Origin of the sequence: Parafrigoribacterium soli, assembly GCF_040227235.1 — a bacterium.
GTDB lineage: Bacteria > Actinomycetota > Actinomycetes > Actinomycetales > Microbacteriaceae > Parafrigoribacterium_A > Parafrigoribacterium_A soli.
This window is the reverse complement of the sequence record NZ_JBELNZ010000004.1, coordinates 329,020-347,874: the sequence shown is the minus strand read 5'-3', so window position 1 is coordinate 347,874 and position 18,855 is coordinate 329,020. Positions and strand designations below refer to the sequence as shown.

Below are 18,855 nucleotides of genomic sequence, written 5' to 3'. Positions count from 1 at the left end.
CCGAAGCGACGACGACCAACGTAAAGCATACGGGATGACCGGAGCGCCCGTTTCGGGCCCGGAGGTACGATCAACAGGTGACTTCTCCCGTGCGGCCGACAGGCAGCGCGTTCGGTGCATCCGCGTCTGCTCGACCTGTGCTCGATCGCTCGCTCGTGCGCCTCGCATTCCTTATTCCTGGCGGCCTCGCACTCCTTCTCGGGCTGGATGCCGCGCTCCTTCTTTTGGGGCTGAACGCGCCGCTCACCCTCGATCGTTTGCCGCAGTTGCATGCCGGTCTCATGGTGTTCGGCTTCGTCGGCACCTTCATCGTGCTGGAGCGCGCCGTCGCCGCTCGCCGCTGGTGGGGATTCGCGGCACCCGGTCTCCTTGGCCTCGGCAGTCTCGTGATGCTCTCCCCGCTGCCCGTGCAGGTGGGTAAGGCGATGCTGGTGGTTGGCATGGCGGCGCTGCTGGGCATCTATTTCGTGGTCTGGAGGCGACAGGCGGCTGCGGCCACGGCCATCCAGGTGCTCGGTGCGATCTCTGGGCTCTCGGCCACGGCGCTGTGGCTGGGCGGCACGAGCGTCGCCTCGCTGGTTCCCGGCATGGTGTCGTTCCTCGTGCTCACGATCGCGGGCGAGCGCCTCGAGCTCGCGCGCATCTCGCCGCTCGTCACGATCGGGGTCGAACGGCTGGGACTCGGGGTCTCGCTCGCGCTGGCCGCGTCGGCATCCGCGTGCGCCCTGTGGCCCGTCATCGGCTACCCGCTGCTGTCGCTGTCGCTGGTTGCTCTCGTGGCGTGGCTGTTCCGCTTCGATGTGGCGACCCGGCTGGTGCGCTCGACCGGTCTTCCCCGCTACATGGCGGCCTGCCTGCTGAGCGGATACGTCTGGCTCGTCGTGGCCGCGGGTATCTGGCTGTTCATGGGTCGGGTTGATTCCGGATGGGCGTACGACGCCGTTCTGCACTCCGTGTTCCTGGGCTTCGTGATCTCGATGATCATGGCGCATGCGCCGGTGATTCTGCCCGCCGTGCTGCGTAAGCCACTGCCGTACCGGCCGTTCCTCGGCATCCCGGTCGCGCTGTTGCACGTGTCGCTCGTGCTACGCGTGGTGGGGGATGCCCGTGAACTGCCGGCTGCCGTGCAGTGGGGCGGAGCGCTCAACGTGACCGCCCTGCTGCTCTTCGTCGTGCTCGCCGTGACCTCAGTGATTCTTGGGCCGCCGAAGAAGAGCTCGCTGCGGGCTCAGCGCACTGGCGCCGCGAAGTGAGCGGAACACTCTCGCGCAGGCGCTGGTACCTGCTGATGAACGGTCTGGTCGCGGTGTGGCTCGTGGCCGCGGGCGTCATCGTGATCGTGCACCGCTTCGTCCCGGCGGGCACCTGGCTCATGGTGCACCTGCTGCTGCTCGGCGCCGTGAGCACGGCCATCCTGGTCTGGAGCCAGCACTTCGCGGACTCGCTGCTGCGCCGCCCGGCTCCGGGCGGCCGCCGCTTCCACGGCATCCGGCTCGTGGGGCACTCACTCGGTGCGGTGCTCGTCGTCGCCGGGATCGTGAGCGGATGGTGGCCGCTCGTGCTCGCCGGCGGCATCCTCATCGGGATCGTCGCCATCGCCCACGCGACCAGTCTCACGGTGCAGTTGCGCGGTGGCCTTCCCGCTCGCTTCGCCCCGCTCGTGCACTACTACATCGCCGCGGGACTCTCGCTCGTGGTCGGCGTCACGCTCGGTGTGATCATGGCTCGATCGGCACTGCCCGCCGCCGTGCACGACCGGCTCTTCCCGGCGCACATCGGCTTCAACCTGCTCGGCTGGGTGGGCATCACGGTCGTCGGCACCTTCATCCTGCTCTGGCCCACCGTGCTCGGCACGCGCGCCTCCGACACCGCGAAGGGCACGGCGCGAAGCACGCTCGTGCTGCTGATCGGCGGCATCCTGCTCTACGGCCTGTTCTGCCTCGCAGACCTGCGCGTCGGCATCGCCGCGGCGGTGATCGTGTACGTCGCAGGCATCGTGCTGATGCTCGTCGATGCGGCGCGGCAGGCGAGGCGCGCACCTCCGTCGAGCTTCGCGGCGTGGAGCCTCGCCGCCGCGATGGCCTGGTTCGTGGTCTGCGCGCTCGGACTCGGCATCCTCGTGGCCACGGCACGAAACTGGGCGGATGCGGACGACCGCCTGGCCTGGCTCGTCGGCCCGTTCGCGGTGGGCTTCGCGGCGCAGATCGTGCTGGGTGCGATGAGCTACTTGTTGCCCGTGGTGTTCGGTGGCGGTCCGGACGCGGCGCGGCGCTCCGCTGCCGAACTCAATCGCGGTGGCGTCTTCCGCGTGGTCGTGGTGAACCTGGGCATCGTCGTCTATCTCCTGCCCGCCTCGAGCCTCGTGCGCGTCGTCATGTCACTGCTCGTGTTCCTCGTGCTCGTCAGCTTCCTGCCGCTCGCGGTTCGAGCGGCTCTCGCCTCGCGCCGCGCTCCGAGCGGGGCGGATGCGATGGTGCGGTCGGCCGCGCCGGCTCCGACGCCCGCGCGGCACAGCGGTTCCCTCGTGGTGGCCGCGGGCACGCTCATCCTCGCGATGACGATCGGTGTTGCGCTGGATCCCGCCGCGAGTGGACTCTCGATCGGCGTGCCGTCGGGCGGCGCCGCGGCAAGCGGACAGACCACCACGGTCGAGATGACCATGAAGAACATGCGCTTCTCGCCCAGCACCGTGGAGGTGCCCGTCGGCAACAAGCTCGTGATCAAGCTCCGCAACGCCGATGACCAGGTGCACGACCTGACGCTCGCGACAGGCATCACCTCGGGGCGGCTGGCGCCCGGCGAGAGCGCCACGGTGGACGTGGGCGTGGTCGGTGCAGGCATCGAGGGATGGTGCTCGGTGGCCGGACATCGCCTCTTGGGGATGGTCATGAAGATCGTCGCGACGGGCGGCCCTGCGGCGGCAGAGTCCAGCACGGGCTCGACCGGTTCGCGGTCCGGCCACGACATGGCGGCCATGCCGGGGATGGGCGGCACGGTCGATGGACCCTCCGCGGCCAAGGACATCGACCCGGCAAAGAAACCGGGCAAGGACTTCGTCGCGAGGGACGCCGTGTTGGCACCCGCGGCATCCGAAACCGTGCACAAGCTCACGCTCACGGTCTCCGACCTGCAACGGGCGGTCGCACCGGGCATCACCCAGAGCCTGTGGACCTACAACGGCACGGCGCCAGGCCCGACCCTGCACGGCAAGATCGGCGACGTGTTCGACATCACCCTCGTCAATGACGGCACCATCGGGCATTCGATCGACTTCCACGCGGGCTCTCTCGCGCCGGACAGGCCGATGCGCACGATCGATCCAGGCCAGTCGCTCACGTACCGCTTCACCGCGACGCGATCCGGAATCTGGCTGTACCACTGCTCGACCATGCCGATGTCGGTGCACATCGCCAACGGCATGTTCGGCGCCGTGATCATCGACCCGCCCGGTCTCAGCCCGGTCGACCGCGAGTATGTGCTCGTGCAGTCCGAGTATTACCTCGGGCCGCAGAAGGGCGAGGTCGACGCCGCGAAGGTCGCCACGGAGAAACCCGATCTGGTGGTCTTTAACGGCTATGCCAACCAGTACCGGTACTCGCCGCTCACCGCGAAGGTGGGGGAGCGGGTGCGCATCTGGGTTCTGGATGCCGGACCGAACCGGCCGAGTTCCTTCCACCTCGTGGGCGGCCAGTTCGACACCGTCTTCTCCGAGGGTGACTACCTGCTCCGCAACGGCGGCAGTACGGGCACGGGTGGCGCGCAGGCGCTCGCACTGCAGCCGGCCCAGGGAGGGTTCGTCGAGTTCACCCTCCCCGAGGCGGGCAACTACTCCTTCGTCACCCACGTGATGTCGGATGCCGAAAAGGGCGCAGCGGGCACCCTCCACGTCACGGAGTAGCGCAGTTTGCGGATCGAGGCGGCTGCTCGCCGCCGCATCGAGACCTCAGACCCAGAACTCGGCGAGCCTGCTGGCAAGCTCCGTTCCCTGTTCGTACCCGGCCCGCGCTGCCGCCGGGCGCAGCGAGAAGTCCATCGCGTTCGGTCCGAACAGGTGCTCGGAAGCGGCATCCGGGCCCACCACTTCGACGTGACTGCCGGCGGCGCGCAACACGTCCACCTGAACGGCCAGTCCCGTGCCCCACTCGAGCGGATGCAGCGTTCTGCCGCCGAACGGAGACAGCACGAGCACCCGCTCGTACCCGGTTGCGAGGTCCGCATTCTCGGCATTGATGCGGTAGCCGCCGTCGAGATACGTCCTGTCGCCGATGCGGTAGGGGAAGCCACCACCGGCACAGCTCGCCGCGACGGCGTCGACGAGATCGACCCCGCTGTGCCGATCGAACACGACCGGTTGCGCGCTGTGAGCATCGATCGCGGTGATGAGAACGCGCCGCTGCGGCCACTCGTGGTTGCGGAACCGGGTCGCCACGGTCGCCCGCCACTTCTCCGACCAACTGCCGTCGGATGCTGCATCCGCCTCGAGTGCGGCCGCGGCCACTCTGCGGCGCAGCTCGGGCAGATCCGAGGAGGAGGCGATGAGCTGCTGCAACCGGGCCAGCGGATCGGTTCCGAGTGTGCGAGCGGCCCCCGGCATCCGAGGTGGTACAGACCGCTGCTGTGGTGGAACAGCCTCGACGGTGGTGGCGAACAACTCGGCCGGGCTCGCGCCCGCGAACTGCGCCGCCGCCGTCGATCCCGCCGAGGTGCCGATCGTCAGGTCGGCCTGGGTGACGTCGAGTCCCGCGTCGAACAGGCCCGCGACGATGCCGATCAGCCAGGCGTTGCCGGTCGATCCGCCGCCGCCGAGGACGAGTGCTCGCGCTCGAGGTGCGTCGCCGTGCTGCTCTGCGGCAGCAGATGACGTGGGGTGCTGAGGTGAAGAAGGTGTTGTGTTCATGGGAGTCGCCTTTCGCGATGCGCGTGGGTGCGACGCTCCCGGTGACGACTACCTCAGTCGCGCGATCGTGGACTGCAGGGGAGCGCCCACTCTGAATACTGCGTACATGGGTCTCACCTCCTGTCGAAAGATCACGATCGCGGGAACGCTACCACGCTGTCACCGGCGCCGCCACCTCTACAACAGGACGAGGCGCGACTCGCCGTGCCACGTGGCGGATCCGCGCGGCGTGTTGCACCGCATCCTGTTAGGCGCACGGCTGGCGCGGCCCGAGTCGCGCGTGGGGCTCGAGCCGGGGCGGATGTCCGGTAAACTATCCGAGGCTCCTCGCGTGGCGCCATCCAGGCCAACTCCCCCAGGACGGAAACGTAGCAAGGGTAACCGGGCTCTGGCGGGTGCGCGAGGGGTCCTTTTCGTTTTCGGAGCAGGCGACGAGCTCGCGACGGCTCAGCGATCGCCCGCGCGCCCGGAGGGCAGCAGGATCGCGCAGAGGATGCCGACGGCTCCGGCCACAGCCACGAGCGCACCGAATCCCGCGGCCAGCCCCGCACCCGCCGCTACGGTGCCCACCAGCAGCGGGCCACCCGCGTCACCTAGCTCACGACCGAGCTCCGCCGTGCCCATCGTCCTCCCCATCCGTTCAGGCGGGGTCGTCGCAGCGAGGTGCGCGAACCCGAGCGTCGTGGTCGCGCCGATGCCCAGCCCGAAGCAGAGCGCCGCGACGTACAGCACAACGGGCGACGGCAGGAAGCCCACGAGCGCGATCGCGCAGACGATCAGCAGGATGCCCACCACGATGCCGGGCCTGACGCCGAGCGTTCCCGAGTCTCGAAGCGCGCCGATCACCGGCTGGATGGCCGAGGAGGCTACGGCCATGACCGTGACGGCGGCAATGCTGGCAACCGTGTTCATGCCGAGGTTCGTGCCCAGCAGCGGCAGAAATCCGACGGCGACGCTCAGCGAGCCGGTGGCGACAGCCAGCGCCGAGACGGGCAGGAGGAAGCCGCGATGGCTGAGCTGGCGCGCGAGGTCCGCCACCGTGTAGCGAGGCCGGGCCAGCACGGGCACGGTCGGGATGCTGAAGGCGACCCAGACGGCGGTGGCCGCGGCCGAACCCGCGAGCACGACGAAGAGCAGGGGAAAGCCGCCGAGCCAGATCAGGCCGGCACCGAGCAGCGGGCCGAGAGCGTAGCCGAGGCTCTTCCACGAGCCGTATCTGCCGAAATACCGGCCAACCGTGCCCGGACCGGCCAGCCGCGCGACCGCGGAGGACGAGGCGGGCGAGAATGCGGATGCCGCGGCCCCCTGCCCGAAGCGAGCGAGCCCGAGAAGGAGCGGGTTGTGTGCGAGTACGCCGAGGAGCGACATCGCCGCGAACGCGAGCAGACCGCCGATGATCACCGGTTTCACCCCGATGCGATCGCTCAGCGTGCCGAAAATCGGCTTCAGGATGACCTCGGCCACGTCGTACACCGCGAGCAGCACGCCGAGACCGAGCAGGGACAGGCCGAGGTCGTGGGTCTCCACGCCGAGCCCGACCGCGATGCTGTGCGCGCCGAAGGCGGTGACGAAGCCCGCCGCGTACAGCGCGCCGAGCGGCGGCGTCCGCGGTACCGGCCGCGTGGTCACGACGGGTTTCCGGGCGCGGACTGCGGAATCGTCACCGTCACCGAGAATCCGCCCTCCGGCCGGTTCGCCAGCCGCACCTCGCCCTTTGACCGCGACACGATCGTGGAGACGATCGACAGTCCGAGTCCGCTGCCGCCCGTGGCCGCACCCCGCTGTCGATCGGGTCTGGTGAAGCGGTCGAGCGCCACGGCGATGAAGTCCGGCGGCATCCCCGGGCCTGAGTCGTCGACCGTCAGCGTCATCTGGTCGTCGGCCTGCAGCACCGCGGCGTGCACCCGGCCCGAGTGCGGCACCGCGCGCAGGGCGTTGCTGATGAGATTGTCGATGACCTGGGCGAAGTGGGTCGTGGAGATCTGATATTCGGCGTCGCTCGCCCGGTCGTCGATCTCGAACTCCACGCTGATCGCTTTGTCTTGCGCGAGCAGGCGCGCCCGATCGGATGCGTCGACGAACTCGGCGACGAGCGCCGGCCACGGCGCGGACTGGCTCTCGTGATCAGCCTCGAGTGCGGACAGCGCGAGGAGATTCGTGGCCAGCCGGGAGAGCCGGTTCACGGAGTCCTCGGCGAGCCGCAGGTCGGCAGCAAGTGCGGTCGCGTCTCCCTCGCTGAGGTGCGCGAGCTCCAGCTGGGCCTTCAAAACCGAAAGCGGTGTGCGCAGCTCGTGGCTCGCATCCGAGACCATCTGCTTCTCCCTCGCCGCGGTTTCCCGCAGGCTCAGGATGAACTCGTTCAGCGTCGTGGCAAGTTCTGCGAGTTCGTCACGGGCGGGCCCCACCGGCAGCGGCTCCGGCGATCCGCTGGCGATCAGCGATTCGGCGCGACGCCTCATCTGCGTGACGGGACGCAGCGCAGCCGTGGTCAGCAGCCACGAGGCGAGCCCGAATCCGGCGAGCAGGATCAGGGCGCCGATGATCAGGATGTTCGTCAGGTTGCCGAGAACGAAGGCGGTTGTCGCCTGGTCGCGGGTCGCAATGATGTGCCACTGCCCGGCGTCCGTGTCGACGATGCGCACGATGACCAGATAGTGGGTGCGCCCGTAGGTCACGAAGTTCGATCCGGAGTTGAGCGTGCGCAACTCGGTCATGCGCGCCTCGAGCGAGTCGGGCAGATTGCTCGCAACGATCGTGCCGCCCGGGTTGACGACGGCGACGTGTTCCTCTCCCGCCGGGCGATCGATCTGGGCCGGATGATTCTGGATCTGGGCGATGTACGGCGTGCTCGCGCCGTACAGGAGCTTCTTATCGGAGTTGATCTGCACCTGTTCGATCTGAGCTCGAAAGGCATAGGCGACGCTGGTCAGGAGCACGGCGCCGACGGCGACGCTGCCGATGGTGATCCGCCACCGGATGGAGAGACGCCTGAACCAGCTCACTCGTCGACCCGCGCCCGGTATCCCACGCCGCGCACGGTGACGATCGAGACCGTGCTTCCCTGCGCCGCGAGCTTCTTGCGCAGCGCGCTCACGTACTGGTCGACGATGTTCGGATCGACGTACTGCGAGGTGCCCCACACCGACTGGAGGATTTCCTGCCGGCTGAGCGGCGCATCCGGATGGGTGATCAGGCCTCGCAGCAGGGTGAACTCGTTGGGGCTGAGGGCCAAGGAGCGGTCGTCGACGTGCCCCTTTCGCGACTGCGAGTCGAGGGTGAGGTTGCCTGCGGTGACCTTGGTCGACTGGTCGGAGGGGTCCCTGCGAACGAGGGCCCGGATGCGCGCCGCGAGTTCCGCGAAGTTGAACGGCTTGGTGAGGTAGTCGTCCGCGCCGGAGTCGAGCCCGGTGACCCGGTCATCGATCGCGTCGCGCGCGGTCAGCAGCAGGATCGGCAGACGGTTACCGGTCTCGCGGATGTGGCGGCAGATCTCGAAGCCGGTCATCCCCGGGAGCATCACGTCGATGACGGCGGCAGAGAATTGCTCGTTCGCCACGCTGATCAGCGCGTCCACCCCATTGCCCACGCACACCGTCTCGTAACCCTCGGCGCGAATGCCGCGCTCGAGCACGCGAGCCATGTCTTCGTCGTCCTCGACGATGAGAATCGACTTCACCGGCGTCCTTCCCGAGGGCCGCGATCCGCGCCCCCGTCACGAGCCTACAGAGGCATCGGATGCGGGCCGACGACCGCGCGCATCCGCTATTTCCCGTGGCACGACGTAGGCTTGGCACGTGGCCAGAAGCATCTACATCACGTCCGTTGAAGGCCATGCAGGAAAGTCGACGATCGCCCTCGGCGTGCTCGACACCCTCAGTCACGAGATCGAGCGGGTCGGTGTCTTTCGCCCCGTTGCCCGCTCGAGCGCAGAGCGCGATTACGTGCTCGAACTGCTGCTCGGACACGACGGCGTCGGCCTCGACTACGAGGAGTGCGTCGGAGTCAGCTACGAAGACGTGCACGAGGATGCGGACGCCGCGCTCTCCCGCATCGTCGAGCGGTTCAAGGCGGTCGAGCGCCAGTGCGACGCGGTCGTCATCCTCGGCTCGGACTACACGGATGTCGGCAGCCCGACCGAGCTCTCGTTCAACGCCCGCATCGCAGCGAACCTCGGTGCGCCCGTGCTGCTCGTGCTCGGCGGCCAGTCGGACGAGTACGGCGATCGCAGCGCCGACGAGCTTCGCCAGGTGTTCGGCATCGCGATGCAGGAGTTGGATGCGGCGCACGCGCACGTGGTCGGCGTGGTCGCGAATCGAGCCCAGCCAGACAAACTCGACGAGATCATCTCGGTGCTGAGTGCGGCATCCACCGAGGATCGCCACCTGCACCAGACTGCCGTCGGTCACGAGCCGGTTCCCGTCTGGGCGATTCCCGAGGACCCGTTCCTCATCGCCCCGAGCGTCGCAACCCTCATGGCGGCCTGCGACGGCACCCTCATCAAGGGCGACGCCGCACTGCTGCAGCGCGAGTCGCTCGGCGTCGTGATCGCGGGAATGTCGATGGAGAACGTGCTCACCCGGCTCATCGAGGGCGGCGTCGTCATCGTCGCGGGCGACCGCTCCGACGTGCTGCTCGCCATGCTCATGGCCCACGCGGCAGACACGTTCCCGTCGATCGCGGGCATCATCCTGAACGGCGGGTTCGAGCTGTTGCCGCAGATCGAATCGCTCATCGACGGTCTCGACAACGCGGTTCCGATCATCCGTACCCAGCTCGGCACCTACGACACCGCTCGGGTCGTCACGAAGGCCCGCGGGCGCCTCGCCGCCGACTCCCCGCGCAAGTTCGACACCGCCCTCGCGCTGTTCGAGCAGCACGTCGACGGTGCACAGCTGCTCGAGAAGCTCGAGGTGAGCAGGTCGGATGTCGTCACTCCTCTCATGTTCGAATACGACCTGCTCGACCGGGCGCGCTCCAACCAGCGCCACATCGTGCTTCCCGAGGGAACGGATGACCGGGTGCTGCGCGCGGCGAGCACGCTGCTGCGCAGGCAGGTTGCGCGGCTCACGATCCTCGGCGAGGAGACGGAGGTGCGCCAGCGTGCAGCCGAACTCGGCGTCGACATCGCGGCCGCGACCATCCTGAGCCCGTTCGATCCAGAGTTGCGCGAGCGCTTCGCCGTGGAATACGCGAAGCTCAGGGCGCACAAGGGTGTCACCGTCGAGCAGGCGCGCGAGACCGTGACCGACGTCTCGTACTTCGGAACCATGATGGTGCATCTGGGACTCGCCGACGGCATGGTCTCGGGCGCCCAGCACACGACGGCGCACACCATCCGGCCCGGGTTCGAGATCATCAAGACCAAGCCGGATGTCTCGGTCGTCTCGAGCGTCTTCCTCATGTGTCTCGAAGACCGAGTGCTGGTCTACGGTGACTGCGCCGTCAATCCGGATCCCAACGCGGAGCAACTCGCCGACATCGCCATCTCCTCGGCCACCACGGCCGCCCAGTTCGACATCGAGCAGCGCATCGCGATGCTGTCGTACTCGACCGGGGCATCCGGCAGTGGTGCGGATGTCGACAAGGTGCGCACCGCGACCGAGCTCGTGCGATCGCGCAGGCCGGACCTGCTCGTGGAGGGGCCGATCCAGTACGACGCCGCGGTGGACGCATCCGTCGCCCGCTCGAAGATGCCGGATTCGGTTGTCGCGGGCCGCGCGACCGTCTTCATCTTCCCCGACCTCAACACGGGCAACAACACCTACAAGGCGGTGCAGCGCAGCGCCGGAGCCGTCGCGATCGGGCCCGTGCTTCAGGGCCTCAACAAGCCGATCAACGACCTCTCTCGCGGTGCGCTCGTGCAGGACATCGTGAACACGGTCGCGATTACGGCGATCCAGGCCGCCACCTCGTCATGATTCGTCCCGCGGGGAAAACGCGCCGCTAGTATGTCCCGAATGGGCGGCGTACCGGCCGCCTCAGGATGAGGACACCGTAGACCCATGCCCGTTCCCGTCGGCGATCGCAGCCTATGACCCGTATGGGGCCGCCTCGTGCGGGGCTGGCGCTCTGGGCGGCGAGCGTCACGGCGCGAAGGATCCGCGGGGCATGGCGGCTCATCGCGGTCATCCTGGCGATCGCCATCACCTCGTGCACGCTCGTGACCTCGGTGGGTCTTCTCGTCTTCTCGACCGAGCAGGGCGGGCTTCGCTCGGCGCTGTCGTCGATCCCGTCGGTCGATTCCGACATCGATGTCTACCTGCTGCGACCCTCCGTCTCGGTCAAAGACGGGGTTGATCTCTCCGACGCGGCGATCAAGCGCGTGCTCGACGGGGCCGTCACCACGCGGCAGGACACCGTCGCCGTCTCGGAGTTTCTGCCCACTCCTTCTCTCGACCGCGATGTGCCCGCGCTCGGCTACTTCGGCGAGTTCGATGCGGTCAGGAAGCACTCCACCCTGACCGGCGGAGAGTGGCCACAGGCCACGACATCGGCGGATGGTGCTGTGCCCGTCGCGCTTCCGGCAGCCGCGGCCAAGGCCTGGGGGCTGCGTCTGGGCAGCAGCTTCGCGACCGTGAATGGTGCCGCGAAGGTCACCGCGACAGTCGTCGGCCTGTACCGGGCGGACCATCCGAATGACTCGTACTGGTCGCGCGACCCGCTGAACGGCACCGGATACAAGGCGGGCTTTCCGAAGCCCGACGTCGCGATGTATGTGCCCACCAATGGGTTTGGACCGATGCTCACCGCTCCGGGCGCCCTCGCCAAGGCGGAGCTGCCCGGGCATTCCTATGACATTCGCTACCGGCCGGATTTCACGGGCATCACGACCGAGCAGTTCGGTCCACTGCTCGACCGGCTCGCCGAAGCGAACCAGGACGTGATCCTCCACATCGGACTCGTTGCCCGCGGTGTCGTCTACACGACCGATCTGGCTGACGGTGCCAATGCGATCGGCACCTCGCTCGTCGTGACCCGGTCCACGGTGGTGGTGGTGACCCTCCTCCTGCTCGTGCTCACCCTGGCCGCGCTCGCACAGACCGCCAGGCTCTCGAACGACGCCGCGGCAGACGAGCGCCTCATCATGCGGGCGAGGGGTGCATCGGGGGGCCAGCTGCTCGCTCTTGCCGGCGCGGAAGCCGTGCTCATCGGTGTCGTCACCGCCCTCGCGAGTCCGCCACTGGCCTCCCTCGCCTATCGCGCGCTCGCCGCGCAGCCGCCCATGGTCGCGGCGAGGATGCCCGCGGATGCCGGGCTTCCCCCGGTCGCCTGGTTTACCGCGGCCTGGGTCTCGCTCGCGTTCGTTGCGGTGCTCATGGCGCCGCTTCTGCGTCGTCAGGATCGGCTGGTCGATGCGACCGGAACCAAGCATCGACTGCGGCGCAGCAGCGGCCTGATGCGCTCGGGGCTCGATCTCGGCCTCGTCGCGCTCGCCGTTGTCGTCTACTGGCAGCTGCAGTCGTACCGCAGCCCGGTCGACCTGTCGGCATCGCTGGGCGTCGACCCCGTGCTCGTGGCCGGGCCGGCGGTGATGCTCGTGGCCGGCGGCCTCGTCGCGGTGCGCCTCATTCCCCTCGCGTCACGGCTGCTCGAGCGCTTCGGTCGGCGATCGCGCGGAGCCGTCGTGACCCTCGGCGTATGGGAGATCAGCCGCCGCACGCAGAAGATCACCGCGGCCGTGCTTCTTCTCACGCTCGCCCTGTCGGTCGGCACGTTCAGCCAGACCTTTCTCGCGACCTGGCGCCAGTCGCAGACAGACCAGGCCGCGCTCGTGATCGGTGCGCCGGTCCGGGTGCCGTCGGATGGCGCCCTCGGCGCGGCAGAGCTGCCCCTTCTGGTGGACGGCGCGCGCGGCAAGCCGCAGCCGGTCATCCGCAGGCTCGGTGCCGTCGCTCCCGCCGGCTCGTATTCCGACGGAAACCCCTCAACCGGCAGTTCCACCGCGATTCTCGGGCTCACCCCGGCGGACCGGGCGCTCATCGCGCGCGGCCGCCTCGGCAGCGAGGGAGGAACAACCATCAGCACGGCACTGGCCAAGACGCCAGCCCCCGTCGACGGCATCCCCCTGCCCGGTAACGCGGTCGGCGTCGGCGTCACGGTGAGGGCCGGAGACGACACGGCACCGCTGGCGAACACGACCGTCGGCGTCACCGCGATGCTGCAGGATGCTCACGGGCAGTTCACGACGCTCGATCTCGGTGGCGTCGCGGCCGACGGCCAGCCGCATCCGCTCGAGGGGCTCTTGCGCGCCCCCGCGAAGGGCGCCGCCTTCGCGACTCCGTTCACGCTCGTCGGGCTGCAGTCGAGCGTCGCGCAAGCCGGCAGCAGCGAGCCGGCTCCGGACGACGCCTCGCTGGACACGGGGTTCTCCATCAAGCTCGTGTTCAAGGATGTGAGCGCCCTGCAGCCGGCGGCTCAGGGAGCGGATGCCGAAGCGCCGTTGCCGAGAGTCGCGCTGCACCGCGGCGGCATCGTCTGGAACGCGCGCAATCCCGACCCCTTCGATCAAGCGCCGAAGCTGACGGAGGACCAGGACGGGTGGCCGATCGCGATTGACGCCGTGCTGCCGACCTCGCACAACTCCGGGGCGGCGCACCTCGTGCTCACGAGCTGGAATCCCGCCATCTCCATCCCCGCCGTGATCTCCCGCAGCATCGCGGACCGACTACACGTATCGCGCGGCATGACGCTCGAGCTCGAACTTCCGGGGACGCACCTGGTCGTCTCCGTGGCCGGAATCGCGCCACTGGTGCCCGGCAGCATGAGCGGAATCCAGCCGGATGTTGCACCGGACGGAGCAGGAGGACAACCCGACACGATCGTCGTTGATCACGCTGCCCTGTCCCGCGTGCTCCTCGCATCCGGGATGGCCGGCCCGTTCGTCGACGAGTGGTGGATCGACGTCGCCCCTGGCCAGGGCGAAGCGTATCTGCAGGCCCATCCCACCCGCGCCGGTCTCGCACCCGCGGAGTGCAGTGAGGTGCGGGCCGAACAACTGCAGCAGGATCCGATGCGCGTCTCCGCGCAGGCTGCGCTCTGGCTCGCGATTCTCGGCGCAGGGCTCCTGGCGATCGCCGGATTCGCCGTGCACACCTCCGCGAGCCTGCGATCGCGCCGCACCGAACTCGCACAGTTGCGCGCCATCGGTCTCTCGAGACGCATGCTCGTGGGACTGGTCGGCGCCGAGGCCGTAATGGTGAGCCTCGTCTCGAGCGTGATCGGGATTGGGCTGGGCGTTCTCCTGGGCTGGCTCGTCGGCCCGCTCATCGCAGTCTCGCCGAGCGGTGCGCCCACCCTGCCGAGCGTGCAGGTGATCGTTCCGTGGCTCGGCATCGGGCTTCTCGCGCTGATCATTCTCGCCGTGGTCGCGCTCGCCGTGGTGGGCATCGCCAGGGCACAGCGAACCGCGGATCCCGCGAGTATTCTCCGGGGCGCAGACGAATGAGGCGACCGACGGATGGGATGGAACGCCTGAGCAGGCAGTGGCGATCGACCGTGTCGTCGAGCCTTCTGCTCCTGCGCCGAAGGGCGAGGCGCGACCTCATGCTGCTTGCGGCATGGATCGTTCTCGCCGCGTTCGCCTGCGCCATCGCCATTGCCGCACCACGACTCATGGTGCACACGGTCGATGTCGGCGCCCAGGAGGCCGTGGCTGAGGCCGGATCGCGCGCGGACGTGGTGGTGGAATTCCCCACCGGCGTGCAGCGACCCTGGAACCTCGACAAGGTGGTCGCGCCCGGGGACGTGCTGCGCGTCGCGAGCACGATTACGGATCACCTGCCGCGTGCGCTTCGGCAGGTCTGGCAGGGCACGACGGTCACGGTTCTGGGGCAGCAGGCGGATGCCGAAGTGCTCGGCGCTCCATCGCGCTCGAATGCTTCTCGCCTGCGCGTCGCCATCGGGCTGCTCAGCGACAGCGCCGAGCGCGACGTCACCATCGCCGACGGCGAACTGCCGACCGACGGTCCACAGGCATCCGATGGACCGGTCGACGTCATCATGTCGACCGCGGCGGCGGCAGCAAGTGGTCTGAGCGTCGGTAGCGAGTTGAGCCTGCACGATGCCTCGGCCGGACCCGATGCGTCGGGCCTGCCGCTCAGGGTGGTCGGCGTCGTCGATCGCGCGAGCCCGTCCACCGGCCCATCGCCATGGGTGGACCTCCCGGGGATGTGGCATCCCACCGGCGGGGAGGGCGATCTCTCGAGGTATGTCGACATCGTGGTCCTGACGATGCCCAACGGCATCGAGAAGGCCGCCAACTTCTTCGGCGACCCCCTCACCGCGACCGTGCGCGTTCGAGTCGACCCGAAACTCTTCACGCAGAAGCTCGAAGAGCGGGTGGAGTCCGAGATCGAGGCGCTCACGGCCAACAACTCGGATCTCGTTCCTCCGACCGATGCGGCGATCCAGGTGAGTTCAGAATTCGCGGCGGCGACCGCCGCGTACGCGGGGGAGGCGAGGGCTGCCACGGCACAGATGTCTATCGTGCTCGTCGGAGTGCTCAGCGTCACGCTGCTCGTGCTGATACTGCTTTCTCGACTTCTCGTGTCGCGCCGCGTGCCGGAGATCGCGCTCGAGCGAGCGCGAGGTGCGTCGGTCGCGGCCATCGGCATCCGTTTTCTGTTCGAGTCTGTGCTGGCCTGCGTGGTGGCGCTTGGTATCGGTGCCGCGCTCGCGGCGTTCGTGCCGGGTCCGTCGACGGAGTCGCTGCTTGTTGTCGTGCTCGTGGTGGCCGTGCTGTCCGGGCCCGTGCAGGCCATCGCCGCCAGCGGCGCGCGCCTCGGTCGTGCGGCACCCGCGAACCGGCGGGATCGGCTCGATCTGGATCGCCGCCGCGCCACGAGGAGAATCGCGCTTGAAGTGACCGTGGTGGCGCTCGCCGTGGCCGCGATCGCGGGCCTCGGTTCAAGAGGGCTGCTCCAATCGAGAACGGCCGGGGTCGACCCGCTGCTGTCGGGGGCGCCGCTGCTCCTCGCGGCGGTCGTTGCCATCGTCGTGCTCAGGGTGTACCGCTGGCCGGTGCGCTTCGTGGGCGCGCTCGCGCGGCGCACGAGAGGCGTGCTCGGACTTCTGGGTGCGGTGCGCGCCCAGAGGGCGATGGCCGTGCTCCCCGTGCTGGCGCTGACTCTGGCGGTTGCGCTGACGGTTGGCAGCGGCCTGCTGAGCGCAACGGTCAGCTCCGGCCAACAGGATGCGTCCTGGCAACGGGTGGGCGCGGATGCCCGCGCGCAGGGTGCCGTGAGCGCGAAGGGCGTCGCGGGTATCGCTGCGGCTCCCGGGGTCACGGCAGTGACGTCATTCCAGACCTCGAGCAGCGTTCACCTCGACCTCGGCACGTCGACCTCCCTCGTCACGCTCCTGGGGGTCGACGGCCACTACAACAGCGCCCTGCGCTCGCTCCCCGACATTGACGGCGTGGCGAGACCCTCGCCGTCGAAGGTCTTCGCGCGGCTGCTCGACGCGCCGGGCGCATCGGGCAGGGTACCGGTGCTGGTGGACTCCACCGTGGCGAAAAGGCTCGCCTCGAAAGACGTGGCGATCTCGGTGAACGACCTCGACATCCCGGTGCGGGTTGTCGGCACTGCCGCATCCGGTCCGGATGGGTACCTCAGCGGGCCGTTCGTGTACATCGACCTGGGTGTTCTGTCCAAGCGCCTCGGTCAGCCGCTCAGGGCCGACACCACGCTCGTCATGGGACCGGGGGCCGGGAAGGCTCTCACTGCGGCTGACATTCCCGGGCTCCGTATGACGACCCGCACGGGCTGGTTGGCATCCTGGAATGGCAAGGCCATGGTTGCGGGAGTAGGGAACGTGCTCGGGCTGTCGGTACTGGTGCTCGGCGTGCTTGCCGTGCTCTCGCTGCTCGCCACCGTCCTCGCGGGAGCAGCGGAGAGAGCGCGCTCCCTCTCGCTATTGCGCACGCTCGGAATTCCCGCGGGGCTCGGATGGTGGCTCGCACTGTCGGAACTCGCGCCGCTCGTCATCGCGGCGCTGCTGGGCGGTGCCGCCGCGGGACTCGGCGTGGTCCTGTTCCTGGGGCCGTCGCTCGGACTCGGGGTGCTCGCGGGAGGACTCTACGTTCCACAGACCGCGATCTCGTGGTCGTTCATGGGCGCGGTGGTCGGCGCCGCAGCGGTGGTGCTCGCGATCGCCGTGCTCGTCGAGGTTCTGCTGCGTCGTCGCGATCGCTTGGCCGAGGTATTACGGGTAGGAGAAACAGTATGACCAGCACTGCGGATGCGCCGAACGGCGCGCTCAGCACCCGGTATCGAGAGGAATTCGGCTCGGATGCCCTGATCGTGTGCGACAACGTCGTGCGCATCTACCAGGTCGAGAACATCGAGGTGCAGGCGCTCCAGGGCCTCGACCTGCTCGTTCGGGCGGGAGAGATGATCGCAATCATCGGGGCATCCGGATCGGGCAAGTCCACCCTGCTCAACGTGTTGTCCGGCCTCGATACGCCCACCGCGGGCAAGGCCAGCGTCGCAGGCTGGGACCTGCTGCACCTGACTGCGGCGCAGCGCATCCGGTACCGGCGCAGCGTTGTCGGATTCATCTGGCAGCAGACGGCGCGCAACCTCCTGCCGTATCTCACGGCCGCCGAGAATGTTGCGCTTCCGATGTCGTTCAGCGGGGTACCGAGGCGCGAGCGTTCTGTTCGGGCGCTCGAGCTTCTCGATTCGCTCGGCATGGCCGAGAAGGCTCGTCGCCGGCCGGGTGAGCTCTCGGGCGGCGAGCAGCAGCGGGTCGCCATCGCTGTCGCCCTCTCGAACCGACCCCAGGTGCTATTTGCGGATGAGCCCACGGGCGAACTCGATCAGGCGACCGGCGAAGAGGTCTTTGAGGCACTGCGGTCGGTGAACGCGGAATTCGGAACGACCGTCGTGATCGTCACGCACGACGCGGAGGTGTCGAACCAGGTGCAGCGAACGGTGGCGATCCGCGACGGTCGAACCTCGTCGGAGGTCGTGCGTCGCACGAGTGTGAACGAGCACGGCGCATCCGAAACGATCGCCGAGGAGTTCGCGGTGCTGGATCGCGCCGGCAGGCTTCAGGTGCCCGCCGCGTATCGCAAGTCGCTGGGCCTGAAGGACCGGGTGCGGCTGGAGCTTGAGGCCGACCACCTGGGCGTCTGGGCGCCCGAGGTAACGAGGGGCACCGATCCGGATGTCGGCGACGCGGGCGAGGGAGAACGGTCATGAGCACACCAACACTGCTTGACGACGCCGGGCACACGTCGACGGAGACGCCGATGGTGGTCGCGGAGGGGGTCTCGCGCAGCTACGCTTCGGCGGGCGGCGAGGTGCACGCGCTCCAGGACGTGTCGTTCACCGTCATGCCGGGCGCACTGGTCGCGCTCGTCGGGCGCTCGGGTTCCGGCAAGACGACGCTGCTCAACTGCATCGGCGGTCTCGACCTGCCCAGCAGCGGGCGCGTGTTCGTGAATGGCACGGAGGTGAGTGCGCTCGACGAGCCTGGTCGCACCGCCCTTCGGCGCGACGAGATCTCCTTCGTGTTCCAGACGTTCGGGCTCGTGCCGATGCTTTCTGCGGCCGAGAATGTCGGTCTCCCGCTGCGACTGCACCGGATGGCGCCGCGCCTGCGTGATCAGCGCGTCGCCGAGCTTCTGGACGTGGTCGGCCTGGCCGATCACGCGGGCCAGCGTCCATCCGAGCTCTCCGGCGGGCAGCAGCAGCGCGTCGCAATCGCCAGGGCCCTGGCGAATTCGCCGCGACTGCTCATTGCAGACGAGCCGACCGGCCAGCTCGATGCCGAGACGGGTGCGGCCGTCATGGAGCTCATGCGCTCGGTTGTGCGCGCGGAAGGCATGACGGCGATCATCTCCACACATGACCCCAGCATCCAGGCGAAGGCGGATTTCACCCTCACGCTTGCCGACGGAAGGCTGCACTCGGCGCCGCGTCACCTCGCCGCCCCCTGATGTCGCCTGCCCGGAA

11 protein-coding genes and 1 other RNA gene are annotated in these 18,855 nt (G+C 68.7%); 8 read left to right on the top strand and 4 right to left on the bottom strand.

Annotated features, from left to right (window positions below):
* Positions 1–77 precede the first annotated feature (77 nt).
* Positions 78–1,253: a hypothetical protein gene (locus tag ABUA37_RS12895; protein WP_349899610.1), complete on the top strand. Its 1,176-nt coding sequence runs from the start codon at positions 78–80 to the stop codon at positions 1,251–1,253.
* Complete coding sequence (locus tag ABUA37_RS12890) at positions 1,250–3,898, top strand: multicopper oxidase domain-containing protein (RefSeq protein WP_349899609.1); 2,649 nt, start codon at positions 1,250–1,252, stop codon at positions 3,896–3,898. The genes ABUA37_RS12895 and ABUA37_RS12890 overlap by 4 nt, the downstream gene beginning before the upstream one ends.
* A 45-nt stretch (positions 3,899–3,943) precedes the next feature.
* Here ABUA37_RS12890 and ABUA37_RS12885 read toward each other — a convergent pair whose 3' ends face one another.
* On the bottom strand, positions 3,944–4,897 hold the full coding sequence (locus tag ABUA37_RS12885; protein WP_349899608.1) for a patatin-like phospholipase family protein: 954 nt from the start codon (positions 4,895–4,897) through the stop codon (positions 3,944–3,946).
* Between the two features lie 318 nt (positions 4,898–5,215).
* Here ABUA37_RS12885 and ffs point away from each other — a divergent pair.
* An RNA gene (gene ffs, locus ABUA37_RS12880) (signal recognition particle sRNA small type) lies at positions 5,216–5,312 on the top strand.
* Between the two features lie 32 nt (positions 5,313–5,344).
* Here ffs and ABUA37_RS12875 read toward each other — a convergent pair.
* From ABUA37_RS12875 to ABUA37_RS12865, 3 genes are read right to left on the bottom strand one after another with little or no spacing between them, the layout of a single operon-like run.
* Positions 5,345–6,526, bottom strand: a complete 1,182-nt coding sequence (locus ABUA37_RS12875; protein ID WP_349899607.1) for an MFS transporter — start codon at positions 6,524–6,526, stop codon at positions 5,345–5,347.
* Positions 6,523–7,899, bottom strand: coding sequence for a sensor histidine kinase (locus tag ABUA37_RS12870; RefSeq protein WP_349899606.1), 1,377 nt, complete (start codon positions 7,897–7,899; stop codon positions 6,523–6,525). The genes ABUA37_RS12875 and ABUA37_RS12870 overlap by 4 nt, the downstream gene beginning before the upstream one ends.
* Positions 7,896–8,573, bottom strand: coding sequence for a response regulator transcription factor (locus ABUA37_RS12865; RefSeq protein ID WP_349899605.1), 678 nt, complete (start codon positions 8,571–8,573; stop codon positions 7,896–7,898). Before ABUA37_RS12865 ends, ABUA37_RS12870 begins: the two co-directional genes overlap by 4 nt.
* A gap of 118 nt (positions 8,574–8,691) precedes the next feature.
* Between ABUA37_RS12865 and pta the strand changes: the two genes are divergently transcribed.
* From pta to ABUA37_RS12840, 5 genes are all read left to right on the top strand, one after another.
* Entirely contained in the window at positions 8,692–10,815 is a 2,124-nt protein-coding gene (pta, locus tag ABUA37_RS12860) for a phosphate acetyltransferase (RefSeq protein WP_349899604.1), read from the top strand.
* Between the two features lie 122 nt (positions 10,816–10,937).
* The gene (locus tag ABUA37_RS12855; RefSeq protein ID WP_349899603.1) at positions 10,938–14,342 is read left to right on the top strand and encodes an ABC transporter permease; all 3,405 of its coding nucleotides are present in this window, start codon (positions 10,938–10,940) and stop codon (positions 14,340–14,342) included.
* Complete coding sequence (locus tag ABUA37_RS12850; RefSeq protein ID WP_349899602.1) at positions 14,339–17,122, top strand: ABC transporter permease; 2,784 nt, start codon at positions 14,339–14,341, stop codon at positions 17,120–17,122. Before ABUA37_RS12855 ends, ABUA37_RS12850 begins: the two co-directional genes overlap by 4 nt.
* Entirely contained in the window at positions 17,119–18,099 is a 981-nt protein-coding gene (locus ABUA37_RS12845) for an ABC transporter ATP-binding protein (protein WP_349899601.1), read from the top strand. The genes ABUA37_RS12850 and ABUA37_RS12845 overlap by 4 nt, the downstream gene beginning before the upstream one ends.
* The gene (locus ABUA37_RS12840) at positions 18,096–18,839 is read left to right on the top strand and encodes an ABC transporter ATP-binding protein (protein ID WP_349899600.1); all 744 of its coding nucleotides are present in this window, start codon (positions 18,096–18,098) and stop codon (positions 18,837–18,839) included. The genes ABUA37_RS12845 and ABUA37_RS12840 overlap by 4 nt, the downstream gene beginning before the upstream one ends.
* Positions 18,840–18,855: the final 16 nt, after the last annotated feature.

What these genes read in the sequence shown, in the direction of transcription:
- ABUA37_RS12885 (WP_349899608.1), bottom strand. Translation starts at nt 4,897, where the DNA reads ATGAACACAACACCTTCTTCACCTCAGCACCCCACGTCATCTGCTGCC.
- ABUA37_RS12855 (WP_349899603.1), top strand. Translation starts at nt 10,938, where the DNA reads ATGGGGCCGCCTCGTGCGGGGCTGGCGCTCTGGGCGGCGAGCGTCACG.
- ABUA37_RS12850 (WP_349899602.1), top strand. Translation starts at nt 14,339, where the DNA reads ATGAGGCGACCGACGGATGGGATGGAACGCCTGAGCAGGCAGTGGCGA.
- ABUA37_RS12845 (WP_349899601.1), top strand. Translation starts at nt 17,119, where the DNA reads ATGACCAGCACTGCGGATGCGCCGAACGGCGCGCTCAGCACCCGGTAT.
- ABUA37_RS12840 (WP_349899600.1), top strand. Translation starts at nt 18,096, where the DNA reads ATGAGCACACCAACACTGCTTGACGACGCCGGGCACACGTCGACGGAG.